The organism is Streptomyces sp. AC512_CC834 (genome assembly GCF_019049325.1).
Classification (GTDB): domain Bacteria; phylum Actinomycetota; class Actinomycetes; order Streptomycetales; family Streptomycetaceae; genus Streptomyces.
In genome coordinates this window covers 4,681-26,596 of sequence record NZ_JAGMUO010000060.1, presented here as the reverse complement: position 1 = coordinate 26,596, position 21,916 = coordinate 4,681, and the positions used below count along the sequence as shown (strand labels likewise).

Sequence of the window (21,916 nt, the reverse complement as noted above, 5' to 3'; positions counted from 1 at the left end):
ACCCCGCTCACTCGACGACGTGCCGTCCCTCGGGCCGCGCGCTGCACGACGCCCGGAAGGCGCAGTGGGTGCAGTGCTGGCCCGCGGTCGGGGTGAACCGTTCGTCGAGGACCTTGCCCGCGGCCGTGGCCAGCAGGTCTGCGACCCACTCGCCCGCCTCGCCCTCCTGCGACTCCTGAACCTGCACCTTGGGCAGGGTCTCGCCGCCGTCCCGCTTGGGCGCGCCCTGGCGCAACTGGACGAGTTCGGCTCCGCCCGGTTCGGGGCGTATGCCGTCGAAGGCCCCGTCGACGGCGCCCTCGCGGACGGCGAGCTGGTAGACGGCGAGTTGGGGGTGGCGGGCCACCTCCGCGGACGTGGGCGCCTGTTTGCCGGTCTTGAAGTCGACGACGTAGGCGCGGCCGTCGCCGTCGGCCTCCACGCGGTCCAACTGGCCGCGGACGCGCACCTCGTAGTCGCCCGCCTCCAGGGTCACGTCGAAGTCGTGCTCGCTCGCCACCGGGGTGCGCCCGGCACGGTCCATGACGTGCCACTTCAGGAAGCGTTCGAGCGCCACGCGCGCGTTGGCCTTCTCCTGCGCCGACTTCCACGGCGCGTCGAAGGCGAGCGCGTTCCACACGGAGTCCAGGCGCTCCATGAGCACGGCGAGGTCGGCGGGGGTGTGTCCGGAGGCCACCTCGTCGGCGAGTACGTGCACCACGTTGCCGAAGCCCTGGGCAGCGGTCGCGGGCGCGTCGGCCTTCACCTCACGGCCCAGGAACCACTGCAGGGCGCAGGTGTTGGCGAGCTGGTCCAGGGCGCTGCCCGAGAGCGTGACGGGCTGGTCGCGGTCGCGCAGCGGCACCTTGCTCTCGGTCGGGTCCCACATGCCCCACCAGCGGTAGGGATGGGCGGACGGCACCAAGGGGCGGCCGTCCTCGTCGGCCAGGCCGGCGAGGCGGGCCAGGCGGCGGGCGGCGGCCTCCCTGAGGGGTTCGGAGACGCGGGGATCGACGGTGGTGGCGCGCAGTTCCGCGACGAGCGCGGCGACGGCGAGAGGGCGGCGCGGACGGCCCGTGACGTCGGCGGGTACGACGCCGAGTTCGGTCAGGAACCGGGAGGGCTGGTCCCCGTCGTCGGACGGTGCCTTCACCGCGGTCACGACGAGCCGTTCACGCGCGCGTGTGGCGGCCACGTAGAACAAGCGGCGTTCTTCGGCGAGCAGAGCGCCGGGGGTGAGGGGTTCGGCGAGTCCGTCGCGGCCGATCCGGTCGGCCTCCAGCAGGGAGCCGCGGCGGCGCAGGTCGGGCCACAGGCCCTCCTGAACGCCCGCGACGACGACCAGCCGCCATTCCAGCCCCTTGGAGCGGTGCGCGGTCATCAGGCGAGCGGCGTCGGGGCGTACGGCACGCCGCGTGAGGGTGTCGGCGGCGATGTCCTCGGCGTCGACCTCCTCCAGGAAGTTCAGGGCGCCCCGGCCGCCGGTGCGCTCCTCCGCGCGGGCGGCCGTCGCGAACAGCGCGCACACGGCGTCCAGGTCGCGGTCGGCGTTGCGGCCGGCCGCGCCGCCGCGCCGGGCGGAGCGTTCGAGGCGGGTGGGCCACGGGGTGCCGTCCCACAGGTCCCACAGCGCCTCCTCGGCGCTGCCGCCTCCCGCCAGGCGCTCACGGGCCCTGCGGAGCAGTGCGCCGAGGCGCTGGGCGCCGCGCGCGTACGCGGGGTCGTGCACGGCGAGCCGCTCCGGCTCGGCGAGGGCCCGCGCGAGCAGTTCGTCCGACGGCGGCGGCAGCGGATTGCCGGCGGCACGCTGCTCGTCGCGCAGGGCGCGGCCGAGGCGGCGCAGGTCTGCGGCGTCCATGCCGGCGAGGGGCGAGGTGAGCAGGGCCAGGGCGGTCTCGGTGGACAGCCAGCACGACCCGTCCACGCGGCCTGCACGTTCACCCGTCGCGGACTCCACCTCGGTGTCGCCGCCGGGCTCCGTGTCGGCCCCAGGCTCCAGCTCGGCGTCGAACTCTGGCTCGGCGTCGGGCTCCGTGTCGACGCCAGGCTCCGAGGCACCCCCAGGCCCCGGCTCGGCGCCAGGCCCCAGCCCGGCCCTAGACCCCGGCTCGGCCCTAGGCACCGGCTCGGCATCGGGCTCCGTGTCGGCGCCAGGCTCTGGCTCGGCATCGGGCCCCGGCTCGACGCCAGGCTCCGAGTCGACCCCAGGCCCGGGCTCGGCATCGGGCCCCAGCCCGGCATCGGGCTCCGTGTCGGCGCCAGGCCCCAGCCCGGCCCCAGGCCCCAGCCCGCCCCCAGGCCCCGAGTCGATCCCAAGCCCCGTCCCGGCCCCGGGCCCCGTGTCGACCCCAAGCTCCAGCCCAACCCCAGGCCCCGGCTCGGCATCGGGCTCCGGCTCGGCGTTCGACGTCGGCTCGGGTGTGGTCTTCGCGGCTGGATCGGCGTCGGCATCGGCTCGGGTCGCGTCACCGCCGTCGGCCGCGCCCCGGGCCTCCCCCGCCTCGGCCTGCGCCACGGCTCGCAGTGCCGTCAGCAGCGGTGCCACCGCCGGTTCGTGGCGAAGGGGGAGGTCGTCGCCGTCGATGTCCAGGGGGACGCCGGCCGCGGTGAGGGCACGGCGGAGCGTGGGGATGGTGCGCGAGCCGGCCCGCACCAGGACGGCCATGTCGCCCCAGGGGACGCCGTCCTCGAGGTGCGCCCGGCGCAGGATGTCGGCGATGTTGTCCAGCTCGGTGCCGGAGGTCGGGTACGTGTACACCTCGACGCGCCCGCCGTCCCGCACCGGGGCGAGATCGCGGTGGGCGCGGACCTTGTCGGCGGGAAGGCGGGTCAGCGGCATGCGCTGGGTCAGCAGCCGGGTGGCGGCGAGCAGGCCGGCCCCGGACCGGCGTGAGGTCCGCAGCACCTCGACCGGCGCCGGACGGCCGTCCGCGCGCGGGAAGGCGTCCGGGAAGTCGAGGATGCCGTTGACGTCCGCGCCCCGGAAGGCGTAGATCGACTGATCGGGGTCGCCGAAGGCGACGAGGGTGCGTCCCCCGCCCGCCAGGGCGTGCAGCAGCCGTACCTGGGCCGGGTCGGTGTCCTGGTACTCGTCGACGTACACCGCGTCGTACTGGGCGCTCAGGCGCGCGGCGACCTCGGGGCGGCGGGCGAGGAGCACCGCGCGGTGGACCAGTTCCGCGTAGTCGAGCACGCCCTGGAGGTCGAGCACGTCGAGGTACTCGGCGAGGAAGACGGCGGCGGCGCGCCAGTCGGGGCGGCCGATGCGCCGGGCGAAGGCCCCCAGGGCCTCCGGGCCGAGACCCAGTTCGCGGCTGCGGGCGAGCACCGCGCGGACCTCGTCGGCGAAGCCGCGGGTGGTCAGGCAGGCTCGCAGCTCGTCGGGCCAGCGCACATGGGCCAGCCCGAGCCGCTCCAGGTCCACCTGCCCGGCGAGCAGCTCGCGCACCGTCACGTCCTGCTCCGGGCCGGACAGCAGCCGCAGGGGCTCCACGAAGAGCTCGCTGTCCTGGTGGGCGCGGACCAGGGCGTAACCGAAGGAGTGAAAGGTCGTCGCCCGGGGGGCACGCGCGGCACCCATGCGCAGCGCCATCCGGTCGCGCAGCTCGACGGCCGCCTTGCGACTGAAGGTCAGCACCAGGACGCGCTCGGGATCGCCGCCCTTGGCGATCCGGTCCGCCACCGACTCGACCAGCGTGGTGGTCTTGCCGGTGCCCGGCCCCGCGAGGACGAGCAGCGGTCCGGCCGGGTGGTCAACCACGGCGCGCTGTGTGGCGTCCAGACGAGGGGGATTCATGCGTGCCGGCGGGGTACGCACCAGTCGGTAAGCGCCACGGCTCCCCCGTCGCACCGGGGGGTGCGACGGGTGTCCTGTGGAGGAAGAGGAGCTCACGTGGTTCGCCGGTCCTGGTGGGTGTGCTGGTGGGCCGTCCGCGCCGCGGGCGGGGCGGTGACCGCGGGATGAGCGGGGCACGTGCGGCCGACGCTACGCCGACGAATGAGGCGGAAGTGGCGCTTCCTCTTCTTCCCTCGGGTCACTCGCGGCACGGACGTCCCCCGCCCCACGAACGTACGTCATGCCACGGACGTGCCCGAAGTGTCCCGTTTACCTCGTACGGATCACAGGCCACACATCGGTCGGCCGCATGGCGGAAGCTGTCAGGTGTGACCCTGTGCGCGTCCGCCGCCGTCCCACCGCGCCCGCTTCAGGTCGAGGCGCGGCACGTGCCCCTCGGCGGCTCTGCTCGCCTCCTTCAGCGGTGTGCCTTCCTCCCGGTAGCGGTCGAGCGCCTCCAGTTCCTGCCCCGCGAGCAGGACCCCGTCCGCGCGGACGACACGCCACCACGGAACACCTCCTCCGTAGAGGGACATCACCCGGCCGACCTGCCGGGGTCCCCCCTCCTCCAGATACTCGGCGACGTCCCCGTACGTCATGACGCGGCCCCGTGGGATCAGTTCGGTCACATCGAGGACACGCTCGGCGTACTCGGGCAGCGCGTCCGCGTTCTCCGGGCGGACGCCGTCCGGAAGGCTCTGCTCGCTCATCCGCCCCATCCTGCCGCACCGCACCGACAACGCGACGCGATGCCGACGGTGCGCGTCCCTCGCCCGGAAGCGGCGCTTCGGGCAGACTGTGCGGCCCGCACGGGCACCCTGATGCCTGCCGAGACCGACGCGGCATGCCACCATCGTGCGGGCGGTGACCAGTGATACGAGAGCAAGAAGAGGCGATGAAGCAGCAGGGTGTGCACCCCGAGGACGCCGAGGGCACCTCTGACGCTTCGTCGCGCCCGGACACCGCGGAGGCAGGTGACGGGAAGGCAGGCGAGGGGGAGGCCGGCGAGCGGACGACCCCGGCCACGCCGTCGGGAGCGACGGCCGCCGACCCCGACGACGTGGCGCACATCGACGAGGTTGAGGGCGACGAACCGCTGCTCCCCGCGCGCGTGCACCGCCCGTCCGACCTGATGCGCCTCCTGGTGGGCGTGCTCGCCGTCGCCGTACTCCTCGCCGTCGCCGCCTTCGCGCACGGCACCACCTCGGGCCTCGAACAGGACATCAACAAAGGCACCGGACAGGCGCCCGACCTGCTCATCAAGATCGCGGGACTGGCCTCCAGCATCGCGATCCTCCTGGTGCCGGTCGCCTTCGCGATCGAGCGGCTGATCAAACGGGACGGGCTGCGGATCGCCGACGGCGTACTGGCGGCGGTCCTCGCCCACGGGGTGACCCTCGCCACCGACCTGTGGGTCGCCAAGGCCGCTCCCGGCTCCATCCAGGAGGCACTCACCCAGCCGTCGCCGGGTGACATCCACGCGCTGACCGACCCGGTGCACGGCTACCTGGCGCCGGTCATCGCGTACATGACGGCCGTCGGCATGTCCCGCAGACCCCGCTGGCGCGCGGTGCTGTGGATCGTGCTGCTCCTCGACGCCTTCTCGATGCTCGTCACCGGCTACACGACGCCGTTCTCGATCATCCTGACCGTCCTCATCGGCTGGACCGTGGCCTACGGCACGCTGTACGCGGTCGGCTCCCCCAACGTCCGCCCCACGGGACGGACGCTGATGGCGGGCCTGCGGCACGTCGGGTTCCGCCCGGTGACCGCCGCCCGGCAGGAAGCGCCGCCGGACAACGCGGAGACCGGTGACCGCGGCCGCCGCTACTTCGTCACACTGGAGGACGGCCGGCCGCTCGACGTGACGGTGGTGGACCGCGAGCAGCAGGCGCAGGGCTTCTTCTACCGCGCGTGGCGCAATCTGACGCTGCGCGGCTTCGCCACCCGCAGCAGCCTTCCCTCGCTGCGGCAGGCCCTCGAGCAGGAGGCGCTGCTCGCCTACGCCGCGATCGGGGCCGGCGCCAACGCCCCCAAGCTGATCGCGACGTCCGAGCTGGGTCCCGACGCCGTGATGCTCGTCTACGAGCACACCGGCGGGCGCTCCCTGGACTCGTTGGCGGACGAGGAGATCACCGACGACCTGCTGCGTGACACCTGGGAGCAGGTGCGGGCCCTGCAGTCGCGGCGTATCGCGCACCGCAGGCTGGTGGGCGACGCGATCCTGGTGGATCGTTCCGGCACAGTGATCCTCACCGACCTGCGCATCGGCGAGATCGCCGCCGGCGACCTGCTGCTGCGCATGGACATCTCCCAGCTCCTCGTGACGCTCGGCCTGCGGGTCGGCGCCGAGCGCGCGGTCGCGTCGGCGGTGGGCGTCCTCGGCCCCGACACCGTGGCGGACTGCCTGCCCATGCTGCAGCCCATCGCGCTCAGCCGCTCCACGCGCGCGACCCTGCGCAAACTGGCCCGGGAACGGGCCCAGCGCGAGCGCGAGGCGGTCCTGGAGTCGTCCCGGCAGGCCAAGGCGGCTCGCGCGGAGGCGGCCGACAGCGACGACGCGAGCCCCGCACCCGATCAGACCGACAAGCCCACCAAGGGCGACAAGCCAGACAAAAAAGCCGTACGTGCCGAGCAGCGGGCCGAGAAGAGGGCCGTCGACGAGGCCCTGGAGGAGGTGCGCGAGGAGGATCTGCTCACCCAGATCCGCCACGCGGTGCTGCGCATCAGGCCACAAGCCCCTGTCGAGCCGGCCCGCCTGGAGCGGGTGCGGCCGCGCACCCTGATCAGCTTCATCGCCGGCGCGATCGGCGCCTACTTCCTGCTGACGCAGCTCACCCACATCGAGCTCGGGCCGCTGATCTCGAACGCCGAGTGGGGCTGGGTGGCCGCGGCCGTGCTGTTCTCGGCGGCGAGCTACATCGCGGCGGCGATGTCCCTGCTGGGCTTCGTACCCGAGAGGGTGCCGTTCCTGCGCACCGTGGCCGCGCAGGTCGCCGGGTCCTTCGTGAAGATCGTCGCGCCCGCGGCGGTCGGCGGCGTCGCCCTGAACACCCGCTTCCTGCAACGCGCGGGCGTGCGCCCGGGGCTCGCGGTGGCGAGTGTCGGCGCGTCCCAGTTGTTCGGGCTCGGCTGCCACATCCTGATGCTGCTGTCCTTCGGCTATCTGACCGGCACCGAGAAGACGCCGTCGCTGTCGCCGTCCCGGACGGTCATCGCGGGTCTGCTGACCGTGGCGGTACTGGTGCTGGTGGTGACGTCGGTGCCGTTCCTGCGCAAATTCCTCGTCACGCGCGTGCGGTCGCTCTTCGCCGGGGTCGTGCCCCGCATGCTGGACGTGCTGCAACGGCCGCAGAAGCTGGTCACCGGCATCGGCGGCATGCTCCTGCTCACGGCCTGTTTCGTGATGTGCCTGGACGCCTCGATCCGCGCCTTCGGTGACGAGTCGACGTCGATCAGTCTGGCGAGCGTCGCGGTCGTCTTCCTCGCGGGCAACGCCCTGGGGTCCGCCGCGCCGACGCCGGGCGGTGTGGGCGCGGTGGAGGCGACGCTGACGGTCGGTCTGATCGCCGTCGGCCTCCCCAAGGAGGTCGCCGCGCCCGCGGTACTGCTCTACCGACTGCTCACACTGTGGCTGCCGGTGCTGCCGGGGTGGCTGGTCTTCAACCACCTGACGCGGAAAGAGGCGCTGTAGCGGGCCCCGCCCACGTCTCAGCACCCGGTTCGCCCGTACACGGTCCCGTGAGGAGCCACGTCCGCCGCGCGCGCGACGGCGCACCGTACCTCGTACGGCCTCCGCCCCGGGCGCACCGTCCGGCGCGACCGCACGATGGAGGCATGCCGAATCCCTCCCGGCTGCACGCCGCCGCCCTGACCGCCACCGCCGTCACGCTGTCCGTCCTGCTGGCGGGCTGCGGCGGGGGATCGCAGGAGGACGACGACGAGGACCTGAGGGACCAGAAGCTCGGCTGGAAGGACTGCCCGGCAGCGTCCGAGGCCGAGGGCGGCGGCGGCGCCCCCTCCCCGTTGCCCGACGGCGACGAGTGGCAGTGCGCCACGATGAAGGTGCCGCTCGACTGGGACGACCCCAAGGGCGACACGATCGACCTCGCGCTGATCCGGGCCGAGGCCAGCGGCGCGGCGGACCGGCGAATCGGCTCGCTCGTCTTCAACTTCGGCGGGCCGGGCGGATCGGGCGTCACGACACTGCCCGCGTTCGGTCAGGACTACGCGAAGCTGCGCACCCGCTACGACCTGGTCAGCTTCGACCCGCGCGGCGTCGGCCGCAGCGCCCCCGTGGAGTGCCTGGACGACAAACAGCTCGACACCTACTTCCAGCAGGACGCCACCCCCGACGACCAGGCCGAGCGCACCGAGCTGCTGGACAACACGGAGAAGTTCAACGCGGCCTGCGAGAAGCACTCGAAGAAGATCCTGCCGCACGTGCGCACCACCGACGCGGCCCGCGACATGGACCTGATGCGCCAGGTCCTGGGCGACGCGAAGCTGCACTACTTCGGCATCTCCTACGGCACCGAACTCGGCGGCGTCTACGCCCACCTGTTCCCCGAGCACGTGGGCCGTGCCGTCTTCGACGCGGTCGTCGACCCGACGCAGACCGCGGAACAGGGTTCCCTCGGCCAGGCCGAGGGCTTCCAACTGGCGCTCGACAACTTCGCCGAGGACTGTGTGTCGAAGGTCGAGGACTGCCCCATCGGGGACACGGCCGAGGATGTCAAAGCACGCATCGCACGGCTGTTGAAAGACCTCGACCGCAAACCGATCCCCGGCGTCTTCCCCCGCGAACTCACCGAGACCGCCGCGACCGGCGGCATCGCGCAGTCCCTGTACTCGAAGGACTTCTGGGAGTACCTCACCGAAGGCCTCGAGCAGGCGTACGACGGCGACGGGCGGGTCCTCATGGTGCTGTCGGACGCGTTGAACGGGCGCAACGAGGACGGCGAGTACAGCAACATCACCGCGGCCAACGTCGCCATCAACTGCGCCGACGACAAGCCGCGGTACGACCCCGCTTACGTGGAACGCAAGCTGCCCGAGTTCCGGGAGGCCTCCCCGCTGTTCGGGGACTACCTCGCCTGGTCCATGCTGAGCTGCACCGACTGGCCGGTCGCCGGCGCCGCCGACCATCCGGACGTCAGCGCGCCCGGTGCGCCGCCGATCCTGGTGATCGGCAACACCGGCGACCCCGCGACGCCCTACGAGGGCGCCGGGAGGATGGCGGACGCGCTGGGCAAGGGCGTCGGCGTGGAACTGACCTACAAGGGCCAGGGGCACGGTGCCTACGACAGCAAGAACAAGTGTGTGCAGGACGCGGTGCACGGCTACCTGCTGGACGGCAGGGAACCGGCGGCCGGGACCGTCTGCTCCTGATCGTCGACAGCGCCGCAGATTGAACAAATTGGCAGGTCAGAGAGTTATCCACAGGGGTCAGCGGGCGCTGATGGATCCGCCTACCATGGCATGACCGCCATCCGCCGCACGGCGCGGACGGCTTGCCAGGGGGGAGAGGACATGGCGCAGGACATGGTGCGTCTCGTCCGGTGGACGGCTCTGACGGCCGCCGCCGCACTGCTGACGGCGGGCTGCAGCAGCGGCTCGTCCGGCGGCGACAAGGACGACGGGGGCAGGAGCAGCGCAAGGCCGTCGGCCGCGGCACCGTCGGGGGTGCCCAAGTCGCTGGCGTCGCAGACGCTGGACTGGGGCCGCTGCAAGGGCACCGCCGATGCCCCCGCGCCGGACGGCGACTGGCGGTGCGCCACGCTCAAGGCGCCGCTGAACTGGTCCGATCCGGACGGCGAGACGATAGATCTCGCGCTGATCCGGGCCGGGGCGACCGGGGACGAGCGCATCGGCTCCCTGCTGTTCAACTTCGGTGGCCCCGGCGGCTCCGGCGTCTCCATGATGCCGTCCTACGCCGACACCGTCTCCTCGCTGCACGAGCGGTACGACCTGGTGAGCTGGGACCCGCGCGGCGTCGCCGCCAGCGAAGGCGTCCGCTGCCGCGACGACGAGGCGATCGAGGACGCCGAGTCGGTGGACTCCACGCCGGACACCCCGGCCGAGGAGCAGGCATACCTGAAGGACGCCGCCGACTTCGGCAAGGGCTGTGAGAAGGCCGCCGGCAAGCTCATGGAGCATGTCTCGACCACGGACACCGCACGCGACATGGACCTGATGCGGCACGTCCTGGGCGACGCGAAGCTGCACTACTTCGGCATCTCCTACGGCACCGAACTCGGCGGCGTCTACGCCCACCTGTTCCCCAAGCACGTGGGGCGCGTGATCCTCGACGCCGTCGTGGACCCGGCCGCCGACACCATGGGCCACGCCGAGAACCAGGCCAGGGGTTTCCAGCGGGCACTGGACGACTACCTGAAGTCGACCGGGCAGGAGCCCGAGCAGGGTTCACGGAAGATCACCGACCTGCTGGACCGGCTGGACTCGAAACCGCTGCCGACGTCGTCGCCGGAGCGGAAGCTGACACAGACGCTCGCCCTCACCGGGATCGTGCTGCCGCTGTACAGCGAGAGCGGCTGGCCGGCCCTGACCAGTGCGCTGGCGGCGGCCGAGGAGGGCGACGGATCGGAGCTGCTGGCCCTCGCCGACGGCTACAACGAGCGCGACGCCTCGGGGCACTACGGCACGACGACCCACTCGCAACGGGTCATATCGTGCCTCGACGACAAGCAGCGGCCGACCCTGGAGGAGACGAGGAAGCTGCTGCCGAAGTTCGAGAAGGTCTCGCCCGTCTTCGGCGCCTTCCTCGGCTGGGACACGGCCGGATGGTGCCACGACTGGCCGGTGGCCGGGCAGTACGAGACCCCGGAGGTGAGCGCGCCCGGCGCGGCTCCGATCCTGGTGGTCGGCAACACGGGCGACCCGGCCACGCCCTACGAGGGTGCCCGCAGGATGGCGGACGAGCTGGGCAAGGACGTCGGTGTGGTGCTGACCTGGAAGGGCGAGGGACACGGCGCGTACGGGAGCGGGAGCGACTGTGTCGACTCCGCGGTGGACGCCTACCTGCTGAAGGGGACGGTGCCGAAGGACGGCAAGGTCTGCTCATGACGGCGGCGGGGGCTTCGGGCACCTGCGGTGCGCGAAACCCCCGCCGCCGGGGAAACCGGTCCGGGGTCCGGTCAGTAGACGGGCTTGGCCGGCTCGATCTGGTTGACCCAACCGATCACGCCGCCGCCGACGTGGACGGCGTCCGAGAAGCCGGCGGACTTGAGGACCGCCAGGACTTCCGCACTGCGGACACCCGTCTTGCAGTTCAAGACGATCTTCTTGTCCTGCGGGAGGCTCTCCAGGGCGGAGCCCATGAGGAACTCGTTCTTGGGGATCAGCCTGGCGCCCGGGATGGCGACGATCTCGAACTCGTTCGGCTCGCGCACGTCGATGAGTTCGATGTTCTCGCCGTCGTCGAGCCACTCCTTGAGCTGCTTGGGAGTGATCGTGGAGTCGGCGGCCGCCGCCTGGGCCTCCTCGGACACGACGCCGCAGAAGGCCTCGTAGTCGATGAGCTCGGTGACGGTCGGGTTCTCGCCGCAGACCGCGCAGTCGGGGTCCTTGCGGACCTTGACCTGGCGGTACGTCATCTCCAGGGCGTCGTAGATCATCAGGCGGCCGACCAGCGGCTCGCCGATGCCCTGGAGAAGCTTGATGGCCTCGTTGGTCTGGATGGAACCGATGGACGCGCACAGCACGCCCAGCACACCGCCCTCGGCGCAGGAGGGGACCATGCCGGGGGGCGGGGGCTCCGGGTAGAGGCAGCGGTAGCAGGGACCGTGCTCGGACCAGAAGACGGATGCCTGGCCGTCGAAGCGGTAGATCGAACCCCAGACGTAGGGCTTGTTCAGCAGCACGCAGGCGTCGTTGACCAGGTAACGGGTCGCGAAGTTGTCCGTGCCGTCGACGATCAGGTCGTACTGGCTGAAGATGTCCATCACGTTGTCGGCCTCGAGCCGCTCCTGGTGAAGGATCACGTCCACGTACGGGTTGATGCCCTGGATGGTGTCGCGGGCGGACTCGGCCTTGGGGCGGCCGATGTCGGCCTGGCTGTGGATGACCTGACGCTGCAGGTTGGACTCGTCGACCTCGTCGAACTCGATGATGCCGAGCGTGCCGACACCGGCTGCCGCCAGGTACATCAGGGTCGGCGAACCGAGGCCGCCCGCTCCCACGGCGAGCACCTTGGCGTTCTTCAGCCGCTTCTGCCCGTCCATCCCCACATCGGGGATGATCAGGTGGCGGGAGTACCTGCGGACCTCGTCTACGGTGAGCTCGGCGGCCGGCTCGACCAGGGGTGGCAGCGACACGGGGACTCCGTTGGTCGGTCAGTAATTACGGTTGTTCTCCCGGTAACACTGCCACGGCCTTTTTCATTCCGAGACACCTGTCCCGACTCGCGAGACGATTTCGTCCCAGTAGCCGGGCATCGTCTCCCAGGGGTCGGCCCGGCCGTGGTCCGTGCGGTCGGTGAAGTAGATCGTCGCGGCTCCCTGCCAACGGGCGATGCGCAGCGCCTCTTCCAGGTGCCCGCGGGGGACGCCGTGGACGAAGTGGCAGAAGCGCTCGGGCGGATGGTCCGCACTCCACTCGGCCGCCTGGGACCAGCGGTAGTCGGCCCAGGTGCCGGAGAAGGTGACGAGTTGGTCGGCGTTCTCGGCGTAGCCGGGGTGGGGGTGGGTGCCGTGGCCGAGGACGATGTGGGCATCGTCACGGATCGTCCGCAGGGCGGTGACCGTGCGGCGGACCTCGGGGAGGGCGGCCCGTTCGGACGGGCAGCGGTCGAGGAGGAAGCCGTCGGCCTGGTACCAGTCGAGATACCGGTGTGCGTCGGAGATCTGCTGCCCGAGGCCGCGGGCTCCGTACGCGGCGTCGAGATGGCCGAGGACGCGGACGCCCGCGTTGCGCAGACGGCCGGCGGCCTCCAGGCAGCGCGGGTCGGGATGGGCGCCGGGACCGTCGGCGATGTTGAGGACGACCCAGTGCAGCGGGGTGCCGGGGCGGGTGAGGCCGGCCCACTCGTCGGGGGCGACGAGGGGGTGGGCCAGCCCCGGGACACCGAGGCCGGTGCGGACGCCGGTGCTCGCGGTGCCCGCTCTGGTACTGGTCAGATACGGCATGCCGCCTCCATCCAGATGTCGGCGAGGGACTCCTCGAGGGCGATCCTCGGCCGCCAGCCGAGCCGGTCGCGTGCGGTGCGCACATCGGCCTGCTGCCAGTTGCCGCAGCCGTCCGGGTAGGAGGGGTGCGCGGCCGGGGCGGCCTGCTCGCCGTCGGTGCGTTCGCCGCGGTGTCCGAGGGGTTCCGGGCGGTGGTGGCCGAGGCCGTCGGCGCGGTGGTGACCGAGGCCGTCGACGCGGTGGCCGACGGATTCGGTGCGGGGGTGGCCGATGGTCGGCCGCAGTGCGCCGGGCGGTCCGTCGAGTTCGTGCAGGGCGCCGCCGTAGCCGGCGACCCGGGCCAGGGTGGCGGCGGCGTCGCGCAGGCGGACGGCTCGGCCGGAGCCGATGTTGATGACGCCCTGTGCGGCGGAGAGCGAGGCGGCGTGCACGGCGCGGGCGACGTCGCGGACGTCGATGAAGTCGCGCTGGGCGCCGAGGCCACCGAGCCGCAGTTCACCGTCGCCGGACTGCATCGCACGGCGCATGGCCTCGGCGAGCCGGCCCAGTGGGGAGCCGGCGGGCGTGCCGGGGCCGGCGGGCGAGAAGACGCGGAGGACGACGGCGTCCAGGCCGGAGCCGAGGACGAGTTCGGTCGCGGCGAGCTTGCTGACGCCGTAGGGGCCGCCGGGGCGGGGGACGGCGTCCTCCGCGGTCGAGGAGCCGGGCTGGCTGGGACCGTACTCCGCGCTGCAGCCGACCTGCACCAGACGGGCGCCGCAGCCGCTGCGGCGCAGAGCCTCGCAGACGGTGGCGACGGCGACGGTGTTGTGCCGGGTGAGTTCGCGGGCACCGCCCCGGGTGGTGCCCGCGCAGTTGACGACCACACCGGGATGGACCGCGTCGAGGAAGCGGGTGAGGGCGCCGGGGCTCCCGGTGGCGAGGTCGAAGCGGACGTCGGCGTCGTCACCGCGGCCGAGCGCGGTGAGCTGGACGGCGGGGTCGGCGAGCAGGCGGTCGGCGACGAATCGGCCGATGTAGCCGTTGGCTCCGATCAGCAGGACTCTCATCGGGCGGCTCCCGGTGCCGAGGCGTCGGGTCGGGAGGTGGTCATCTGGGGGCTCCTTCAAAGGGTGATGCGAGGGTGATGAGGACGTGTGAGGCGCTGTCCGTGCGCGCGCTCACCGCGGACGCTCCGGCGACGCGTGGGCCGAGGCCCTGGTCAGGCGGCGGCACGCGTGGACCAGGAGGGTCAGAGCACCGAGGCCGCAGGCGACCGTCGGGACACCGGCCGGGCCACAGACGTCGACCAGGGCCTCCACGGGGGCGGCCAGGAAGCCGCAACCGGGGAGGCGGCCGGCGAAGAGCGTGGCCAGGGCTGCCGCCTCGGCGGTGGCCGTGGCGGTGAGGACGAGCGTGGTGGCGTGGATGTGACCGTGCACGGTCAGCAGCCGGGCGAGCATGAGCAGGGCGCCCAGAGTGAGGGCCTGGGCAGGCGCGGCAGGCTCGCCGAGCACGGCGCCGGTCAGCGCGAGCAGGGCCCCGAGGGCACCCATGTACAGGGCGAACATGCCGAGCAGCAGAGGCCGTACGGAGGCGGAGAAGTCGGCCAGGCCCCGGCTGGACGTCAGTTTGCGGCGGGCGCGCACGGCGAAGAGGTGGGCGCACACCGCCGCGGGCGCGCAGGACAGCGCGAGGGCCAGGACGGGGGCGACGGTGACGGGCCACGGACCGTCGGCGGTGCCGTCGGGCAGCCCGTCGGGGCCGCCGCCGACGGCGGTGCGCAGGAGTCCGTCGCCGAGGAGGGCGTAGCCGACGAGCCAGCAGGTCCAGGTACTGGTGGTGCGCGTCGCGGCGCTCAGCGGTCCTCGGCGCAGTGTGGCGCCCAGGGCCAGGGTCACCGCGAGCACCCCGACGACGGCCGCGATCAGCCGCGGCCGGCCGTCGGTGAGACGCAGTCCGGCCACGGTGGCGGCGCACAGCACGCCGGGCAGCAGGGCGACGACGATCCAGGCGGTACGTGGCCGGGGTGCCGGCGGGTCGGCGGGGCGCGCAGGGGTGTCGCCGTCGCGCGGGACACGGGCGTACATCTCTTCCGCGAGGGCGAAGACGTCCCGGTGGCGGAAGCGTGCGGCGGTCCGGTCGGTGACGCCGTGCGCCTCGAGGCCCGCCGCGATCTCCAGCGGGTCCACCGCGCGTTCGCACAGTTCGCGGTGCCGGTGCAGCAATCCCTTGACGGGGTCCGCGGCGGCGCGGCGCGCGGCGGGCGGCGCCTGCCTGCTCTCGCGGGCCGGGCGCCGGTTCTCGTCCGGACGTGGCGGACGTGGCCCGGTGGACTCGGCCGCGTCGAGTACCGCGTCGGGTGCCACGTCGAGTGGCGCGCCGAGTGCCGCGTCGAGTGCCGCGTCGGTCAGGGACTCGCGTGAGCGTTCGTCCCAGGCGCCCGGGCTGCGGGGTGTCTCGGGCCGGTCCAGTTCGCCGAGGCCGCTCATCGGGCCGCTCCCTCGGTCGCCGAAACCGGGGTCGTGGCCCGGACGGGGGCGTCCGTCGCCCAGCCGGGACCGCTCCGGGCCGCGCCGGGACCGCCCCTGGCCGCCACCCGCGCCGCCGGGTCGCTCCAGCGGCCCGGGACGTGTGCCTCGGCGGGTACGGAGAAGGGCAGGGGTTCGCCGGCGTCGTCGAGAGCGACGCGGCGGACCGGTGTGCGCGAGAGGATCTCCAGGTAAATGCCGTGAAATGCCGTGATGTTCTGCTCGACGGTGAACAGCTCCAGTGCGCGGGCGCGTGCGGCGGCGCCCAGGCGTTCACGGCGCTCGGGGTCGCGCAACAGCGCGACGCACGCCTCGGCGAGCGCCCGCGGATTGCGCGGGGGCACGACGAGTCCGGTGCCGCCGATGGCCTCCACCACGGCGCCGACGTCCGTGGACACCGTCGCGCGGCCGCAGAACATGGCCTCGACGAGCCCCGCCGGGAATCCCTCGACGACGCTGGAGAGCACCACCAGGGCACCCGAGGCGTACGCGTCGGCGCGGGACGGCAGTTCGGGTCCGCCGGTCTCCTCGAAGGACACCGGGTTGCGGCCGACGGCGTGCGGACCGTCGGCCTCGTCGGGGAACAACTGTGCGGCCAGGCCCTTGCAGTGGGCGAGGTACGCCGCACCCTCGGGGCCGCAGGGGGCGCCGACGATCCTGAGCCGTGCGCCGGGCTCCGCCCTGCGGATCTCCGCGAAGGCGTGCAGCAGCGAGACCAGGTCCTTGGCCGGCTCGACACGGCCGACCCAGACGAGGGTCTGCGGGTCGGCGCACTCAGGCGACTCCCCCGCCTCCGCGAAGGGGGCCGCGTCCATGCCCGGGTGGACCGTGCGCAGCTTGGCCCGGTCGGCCCCACAGCGCTCCTGCCAGCGGCGGGCGTGCGTGTTGCCGGGCGTGATCACGGTCGCGCGCCGGTAGGTCTCGGCGGCCAGCCGGCCGTGGAAGGCGGCGAGCAGGGACCGTATCGCGGGCGGGGAGTCCGGTTCCGTGAGGTAGTGCGTCCGCAGCCGCACGCCGTACTCGGTGACCAGCAGGGGCACGTCGCAGAAGTGCCGGGCGAGCAGGCCCGGCAGGGCGGCCGTGCCGCCGGAGGCCGCGTGGCACAGGTCCACGGCGCCGAGGTCGTCGTCCTCGTACCAGTCCAGCGACAGGGGGCGCAGGGCGCGTTCGAGGCGCGCGGCGACCGTGAGCAGGTCGGGGACGCGCGCCTCGCGCGCGGAGCGGTGGGCGCCGGGCGCGCGACAGGCGCGTTCCAGGGCGCGTACGGCGGTCTCCGAACGGAGTGCGGCGGGCAGCCCGCCCTCGTCTCGGGCGAGTTCGGCGAGGCCGTACAGCGCACTGGCGAAACGGTCCGCCTCAAGGGGCGACTCTCCTGCCTGCTCCCCTGTCGCCTCCCCCTCCGGGACCCCGGAGGGATCTCCGGAGGGATCTCCGGGGACGGTGGTCCACAGGGCCGCGGCAAGCTCGCCGTAACACTCGGCGAAGCGCCGGCGGGCGCGCCGGCCGTGGACGATCCCGTCGTCCACGGCTTCCCACAGCGAGGCGGTGCGTACCCGGCCGACCTGCGGCGGCAGCGGCACCCATCCGTCGGCCTCCTGGCGCTCACTGCGACTGAGCGCGTAGACGTCGAACTCGTGCTGCTCCAACCCGCGCACGAGCCGGTCGCACCAGAGCCCGGCCTCACCGCTCACATACGGATAGCCACCCTCCGTAAGCAGTCCGATGCGCACGCGCGCACCCCCGATCTCCCGTTTGGGGAGCCGCCGTTGGCCCGGCGGCTCGCAGCGGGACGAACGTATGCGGACAAGGAGGTGGTGCGATGGACGGTTGTCCATCGCACCACCAAAAGGGGTGAACGGTCGTAACTTTCCCGTGCGGGGCGCGTTCGGTCGCGCTAAGAGATCAAGAAGTCACCACGAGTGACGCGTGGGCCAGACCTGGCCCGGCCCGGCCTGGCCTGGCCGGTCAACCGTTCGGGTACGCCCAGGGGTTGGGGCGGCAGTCGATTCCGTCGTGGTCCACGAACTTCGTCTGCTGCTGCATGACGGGCGCGAGTTCGCCGTCCTTGTCGCACGTGACGTGGTTGAAGCCGATGCGGTGGCCGACCTCGTGGTTGATCAGCATCTGCCGGTACGCGTAGATCGCGTCGCCGTACGGCTTGGCGCCCTGCGCCCACCGGTAGCCATTGATCATCACGCGTTCGGTGGCGGCCGAGTCGCAGGACACATGGTCCTCGGTGGTGTCCAGGCCGGACTTGGCGCACCACTCGGCGGTGGTGCCGGGGCTGGCCAGTGTGATCACGAAGTCGGGCTGCCCGGTCTCGATGCGCTCGAAGGTGCGGGCGCCGTTGTGGGCCCAGCTCCGGTCGTCGTTGAGCGTCTTCTGCACGGCCTCGGCGAAGAGTTCTCCGTCGAGGTCGAGCCCCTGCTCCACGTCCACGCGGTAGGTGTACTTCTGTCCCTTCCCTGGCGCCTTGGCGATGCCCGGGATCGCCTCGAACTTCCCGGAGCCCTTGAGCGTGGTGCTGAGCGGGTAGGTCTTGCCCATCTTCTGCTGGTACGTCAGCGGCGCCGCGGCCCCGGTCGCGGACGGCGTCGGCCGTCCTTCCGCCCGTGACGCGGAGTCGTGGGCGTCCCGCGCCTGATCGGTGGCGGACTGCGAGCGCACGTCGTCCCCGTCCGCCCCGTCGGCGACCTGACCGGCCACGACGACGGCCAGCACGGTGGTGACGGCGGCCGCGGCGATGCCGGTGAAGGCACGGCCCTTGGCACCCTTGACCGGCGCGGGTTCACCCGTGGGCGGCGCGTCGTCGGGGTCCGCGTCGCCGTCGGCGAGGGTGCCGCCGCCCCCGACCGCGCCCCCGTCGCCGGCACTCCAGTCGGTGACGGAGGCATACGGGTCGGCGGGCTGGGCGGGACCGGGGGCGCGACGCGCGGGGCGGGCCGCGAAGACGTCGTCGTCGTGACCGAAGGCGTCCAGGTACTCCTGGCGCGGCCCTCCCGGGGGCGCCTGCCGCTGCCTCGGGAAGGGCACGCCGGGCCTCGCGGACCGACCGGGAGGCCCGAGGGGCCCGGAAGGCCCGGAAGGTCCCGGCGGCGCAGAAGGCCCGGACGGCCCGAACGGCGCGAAGGGTGCGGGAGCGCCGTTGGGCGGGCCCGCCACGGCATCGTGTCCGGCACCGCCCCGCCCGCTCACCTCGCCCCAGCCACCGCCGGGTTCACGCTGCTCGGGATGACCGCCCCGAACCCGCGGCACACCGTGCGCCGGGGTGCCGTCGGGAAACCTCGGGACACCCTGCGCGGGCGTACCGTCCGCCATCCGCGGAAACCCCCGCGCCGGCGTGCCGGGCGTACCGTCCGCGACGCCGGGGAATCCGTGCGCCGGCGTCCCGTCCGGGAATCGTGCGCCCGGGCCGCCCGGGCCGCCCGGTCCGCCCGGGCCAGGACCGGGGCCCGGACGCGCGTATCCCTGGCGGCTGTCGCGGGCCTCGCCCGGTGTCGGTGCGCCGCGAGGCGCCCCGCCGGGCATGTCGCCCGCCTGCGGCACCCGCTGCCCCTGCTGTCCCTGCTGCGGGGGCCCGGCAGTACGGCCGCGGTCCGGCCGCCCGGGCCGGTTCTCGCGTGTTGCGGCGGTGTCCCCGGCGTCGGCCTTGGGGGCGGGTCCGCGGCGGCTGTGGCGTCCCACGTCGCGCCTCAGCCTCCTGTGGTCTGGTTGGCGGGCTCGTCGTCGACGATCCCGTCGGTCCGCTCGCCGACCGCCGACTCCCCGGTGTCCGCGAGGAGTTCGCGGAACGCCGTGGCTACGGTCTCCGGATATTCCATCATCGCCACGTGTCCCGCGTCCGGCAGGGTCAGCAGCCGGGAGTCACGGAAGGCGCGGGCAGCCCGCTGGGCCATGCGGTAGCCGACGAGTTGGTCCCGTCCACCGTAGACCAGGAGCGTGGGTGCGAGAACCCGCTCGGCCTGTCGCCACAGTCCGTACTGGCCGCCCACCGTGTACGCGTTGACGAGTCCGCGGGTGGAACGCGCCATCGCGTCCCAGAAGTACGGCAGCCGCAGCCGCCGCTCCATCTCCTCCACGGCGTTGCGGAAGCCTTCCGGCGACACCCGCCCCGGGTCGCCGTAGCACAGCGCCGTCACACCGCGGACCCGCTGCTCCGCGGTCCACTCCCGGGTGATCCGGGTGAAGAGCGACACCACCCCCGGCAGCGCCAGCAGCGCCGTCGGCACGGCGCTGCGCTGCACGCGGATCTCCGGCAGCGCGGGCGACACGAGGGTCAGCGTCCGCACCAGGTCGGGCCGCACCGCGGCGACGCGGGTGACAACGGCGCCGCCCAGCGAGTTCGCGAAGAGGTGCACGGGACCCCGCCCGGCCGCGTCCAGATAACGGACGACCGCGCGCGCGTGGCCCGTGATCGAGTAGTCGCCGTCGTCCGGTGGCGGGGAGTCGCCGAAGCCCGGCAGGTCGACGGCCTCGCTCTGGACGACGCCGTCCAGCAGGGGCATCAGCGCGGACCAGTTCTGCGAGGAGCCGCCGAGGCCGTGCACGTAGAGGGCGGGGGGCAGGCCCTCGCGGACCGGGTGTCTCGAGCGCACCGTCAGGGTGATGCCGGCGAGGTGGACCGACCGGAGCCGCTCGCCGTCCGCGACCTTGACGGCCGCGACCTTCGGCAGCACGTTGGCGGGCGGCACGGACGGCGGATCGATCGAAGGCATGCGGCAATGTTACGAGACGATCACGCACTGGCTCATGTGTTCGCCGTCACAGATACGGCTGCGGCGGCGCGTCGGCCGGGTACGGATGCCCGAGCACCCCGAGTACGCCGGTACGAGGACCGGGCGTGAGCGGCGCATGGCGTCCGGACCAGGTGTCTCCTAGGCTCGTGAGGTGGGCACCCGCGTGTGGCCCCTGCACGCCAGGGACGTTCGTAGGAAGGGAGCCCAGCATGACTGTCGACCCGACCGACCCCGAGACCTTCGACGACGAGACACCGGATCCGGAGGAGCGTGACGTCGAGGCACCCGACGCCGACACGGACGAGCAGCGGACGGACACCGGACAGGAGCGCGACGAACCGCTGACCGACGCCGAGCAGGACCGCGCCAACGAGGCCGACCTGGCCGAACAGGCCCGGGTCGTCTCCCAGGACGAGGACGACTACCGCTGAACGCTGAACCGCGGCGCCACGAGGCGGCACAGAGGCCGCACCCGGCGGAAGGGAGGCCGATCTTTGCCCGGCCTGAACCCTTTTGAAACCTGTTGTGCGGCTTTCGCCACCGTCCGGTCCGTGAAATTCTGCGCTCGCAGCGCACACACCACGGTTACCGAAAAGTACGATGGCGACGCGGCGCACACCGCACGAGGACGACTATGGGAGGCGGCGTGACAGCCATCGAGCAGACAGAGGCGGTACGCCCGCGGGGCACACGCCTTCCCCGCCGAGCCCGACGCAACCAACTGCTGGGCGCCGCACAGGAAGTGTTCGTCGCCCAGGGCTACCACGCGGCCGCGATGGACGACATCGCCGAGCGCGCCGGTGTCAGCAAGCCGGTGCTCTACCAGCACTTCCCGGGCAAGCTCGATCTCTATCTCGCCCTGCTGGACCAGCACTGCGAGGCACTGATCCAGTCCGTACGCAGCGCCCTCGCGTCGACGACCGACAACAAGCAGCGCGTCCGGGCGACGATGGACGCGTACTTCGCGTACGTCGAGGACGACGGCGGCGCCTTCCGGCTGGTCTTCGAGTCGGACCTGACCAACGAGCCCGCCGTGCGCGAGCGCGTGGACAAGGTGACGAACGAGTGCGCCGAGGCGATCTGCGAGGTCATCGCGGAGGACACCGGTCTCTCGCGCGCCGAGTCGATGCTGCTGGCCTCGGGTCTGGGCGGCCTCGCCCAGGTGGTGGCCCGTTCCTGGCTGCACAGCGACCGCAGCGTGCCGCGCGACCAGGCGGTCCAGTTGCTGACGTCGCTGGCCTGGCGTGGCATCGCCGGCTTCCCGCTGCACGGCACCGACCAGCACTGAGCCTGTTCCCTCCGTCTGTTCCCTCCGCCTGTTCCCGCCGTCTGTTCCCGCCGTCTGTTCGCTCCTGGCGTTCTCCGACGGAGCGTGTACGTCCCCTCACCGGGCTAATGTGTGCTGGGTACGGCGCGGAAGATCGCGCACTTACTGACCGTCGGAGGGACATAGCCGTGGAGGTCAAGATCGGCGTGCAGCACGCGCCCCGCGAGATCGTTCTGGAGAGCGGTCAGAGCGCCGAGGAGGTCGAGCGCGTGGTGGGCGAGGCACTGGCCGGCAAGACGCAGCTTCTGAGCCTGGTGGACGAACACGGCCGCAAGGTCCTGGTGCCGGCCGACCGTCTCGCCTACGTCGAGATCGGTGAGCCGGCCCCGCGCAAGGTGGGCTTCGGCGCGCTGTAGCGGCGGACGCGGGACGACGGACGAAGA

General features: G+C 72.9%; 15 protein-coding genes. 6 read left to right on the top strand and 9 right to left on the bottom strand.

Translation table 11 applies throughout. From position 1 onward, the window contains the following. Positions 1-7 precede the first annotated feature (7 nt). A complete protein-coding gene (locus KUM40_RS20915; RefSeq protein WP_217167549.1) occupies positions 8-3,871 on the bottom strand; it encodes a UvrD-helicase domain-containing protein in 3,864 nt (1,287 codons plus the stop codon). A 266-nt stretch (positions 3,872-4,137) separates the two neighbouring features. Continuing rightward, positions 4,138-4,524, bottom strand: coding sequence for an MGMT family protein (locus KUM40_RS20910; RefSeq protein WP_302180883.1), 387 nt, complete (start codon positions 4,522-4,524; stop codon positions 4,138-4,140). A 185-nt stretch (positions 4,525-4,709) separates the two neighbouring features. Here KUM40_RS20910 and KUM40_RS20905 point away from each other — a divergent pair, with 185 nt between their 5' ends. The 3 genes from KUM40_RS20905 to KUM40_RS20895 all read left to right on the top strand — a co-directional run bounded on the left by KUM40_RS20905 (position 4,710) and on the right by KUM40_RS20895 (position 10,900). Then, positions 4,710-7,508 (top strand): lysylphosphatidylglycerol synthase transmembrane domain-containing protein, encoded by a 2,799-nt coding sequence (locus KUM40_RS20905; RefSeq protein WP_217167547.1) that lies wholly within the window; start codon positions 4,710-4,712, stop codon positions 7,506-7,508. A 143-nt stretch (positions 7,509-7,651) separates the two neighbouring features. Next, positions 7,652-9,205 carry an alpha/beta hydrolase gene (locus tag KUM40_RS20900; protein ID WP_217167546.1) on the top strand — a complete coding sequence of 518 codons (1,554 nt, stop codon included), beginning with the start codon at positions 7,652-7,654 and terminating at the stop codon, positions 9,203-9,205. A 153-nt stretch (positions 9,206-9,358) separates the two neighbouring features. After that, a complete protein-coding gene (locus KUM40_RS20895) occupies positions 9,359-10,900 on the top strand; it encodes an alpha/beta hydrolase (RefSeq protein WP_217167669.1) in 1,542 nt (513 codons plus the stop codon). Between the two features lie 71 nt (positions 10,901-10,971). On the opposite strand, the gene moeZ is transcribed toward KUM40_RS20895, so the two are convergent. From moeZ to KUM40_RS20860, 7 genes are all read right to left on the bottom strand, one after another. After that, positions 10,972-12,150, bottom strand: a complete 1,179-nt coding sequence (gene moeZ, locus KUM40_RS20890; protein WP_217167545.1) for an adenylyltransferase/sulfurtransferase MoeZ — start codon at positions 12,148-12,150, stop codon at positions 10,972-10,974. Between the two features lie 63 nt (positions 12,151-12,213). Then, positions 12,214-12,960 (bottom strand): spherulation-specific family 4 protein, encoded by a 747-nt coding sequence (locus KUM40_RS20885; protein WP_217167544.1) that lies wholly within the window; start codon positions 12,958-12,960, stop codon positions 12,214-12,216. Beyond that, a complete protein-coding gene (locus KUM40_RS20880) occupies positions 12,948-14,009 on the bottom strand; it encodes an NAD-dependent epimerase/dehydratase family protein (RefSeq protein ID WP_217167543.1) in 1,062 nt (353 codons plus the stop codon). The genes KUM40_RS20885 and KUM40_RS20880 overlap by 13 nt, the downstream gene beginning before the upstream one ends. A 111-nt stretch (positions 14,010-14,120) precedes the next feature. Further along, positions 14,121-15,431, bottom strand: coding sequence for a hypothetical protein (locus KUM40_RS20875; RefSeq protein WP_217167542.1), 1,311 nt, complete (start codon positions 15,429-15,431; stop codon positions 14,121-14,123). Beyond that, on the bottom strand, positions 15,428-17,200 hold the full coding sequence (locus KUM40_RS20870; protein WP_217167541.1) for a DUF3492 domain-containing protein: 1,773 nt from the start codon (positions 17,198-17,200) through the stop codon (positions 15,428-15,430). Before KUM40_RS20870 ends, KUM40_RS20875 begins: the two co-directional genes overlap by 4 nt. 235 nt (positions 17,201-17,435) lie before the next feature. Next, complete coding sequence (locus KUM40_RS20865) at positions 17,436-19,154, bottom strand: DUF3152 domain-containing protein (protein ID WP_217167540.1); 1,719 nt, start codon at positions 19,152-19,154, stop codon at positions 17,436-17,438. An 8-nt stretch (positions 19,155-19,162) separates the two neighbouring features. Further along, entirely contained in the window at positions 19,163-20,185 is a 1,023-nt protein-coding gene (locus KUM40_RS20860; protein ID WP_217167539.1) for an alpha/beta fold hydrolase, read from the bottom strand. A gap of 230 nt (positions 20,186-20,415) precedes the next feature. On the opposite strand from KUM40_RS20860, the gene KUM40_RS20855 reads away from it, so the two are divergent. From KUM40_RS20855 to KUM40_RS20845, 3 genes are all read left to right on the top strand, one after another. After that, a complete protein-coding gene (locus KUM40_RS20855) occupies positions 20,416-20,637 on the top strand; it encodes a hypothetical protein (RefSeq protein ID WP_217167538.1) in 222 nt (73 codons plus the stop codon). A 215-nt stretch (positions 20,638-20,852) separates the two neighbouring features. Further along, positions 20,853-21,494, top strand: coding sequence for a TetR/AcrR family transcriptional regulator (locus KUM40_RS20850; RefSeq protein ID WP_217167537.1), 642 nt, complete (start codon positions 20,853-20,855; stop codon positions 21,492-21,494). Positions 21,495-21,661: 167 nt separating this feature from the next. Continuing rightward, entirely contained in the window at positions 21,662-21,889 is a 228-nt protein-coding gene (locus KUM40_RS20845; RefSeq protein WP_217167536.1) for a DUF3107 domain-containing protein, read from the top strand. Positions 21,890-21,916: the final 27 nt, after the last annotated feature.

What these genes read in the sequence shown, in the direction of transcription:
- KUM40_RS20910 (WP_302180883.1), bottom strand. Translation starts at nt 4,524, where the DNA reads ATGAGCGAGCAGAGCCTTCCGGACGGCGTCCGCCCGGAGAACGCGGAC.
- KUM40_RS20905 (WP_217167547.1), top strand. Translation starts at nt 4,710, where the DNA reads ATGAAGCAGCAGGGTGTGCACCCCGAGGACGCCGAGGGCACCTCTGAC.
- KUM40_RS20900 (WP_217167546.1), top strand. Translation starts at nt 7,652, where the DNA reads ATGCCGAATCCCTCCCGGCTGCACGCCGCCGCCCTGACCGCCACCGCC.
- KUM40_RS20895 (WP_217167669.1), top strand. Translation starts at nt 9,359, where the DNA reads ATGGTGCGTCTCGTCCGGTGGACGGCTCTGACGGCCGCCGCCGCACTG.
- KUM40_RS20885 (WP_217167544.1), bottom strand. Translation starts at nt 12,960, where the DNA reads ATGCCGTATCTGACCAGTACCAGAGCGGGCACCGCGAGCACCGGCGTC.
- KUM40_RS20880 (WP_217167543.1), bottom strand. Translation starts at nt 14,009, where the DNA reads ATGAGAGTCCTGCTGATCGGAGCCAACGGCTACATCGGCCGATTCGTC.
- KUM40_RS20875 (WP_217167542.1), bottom strand. Translation starts at nt 15,431, where the DNA reads ATGAGCGGCCTCGGCGAACTGGACCGGCCCGAGACACCCCGCAGCCCG.
- KUM40_RS20860 (WP_217167539.1), bottom strand. Translation starts at nt 20,185, where the DNA reads ATGCCTTCGATCGATCCGCCGTCCGTGCCGCCCGCCAACGTGCTGCCG.
- KUM40_RS20855 (WP_217167538.1), top strand. Translation starts at nt 20,416, where the DNA reads ATGACTGTCGACCCGACCGACCCCGAGACCTTCGACGACGAGACACCG.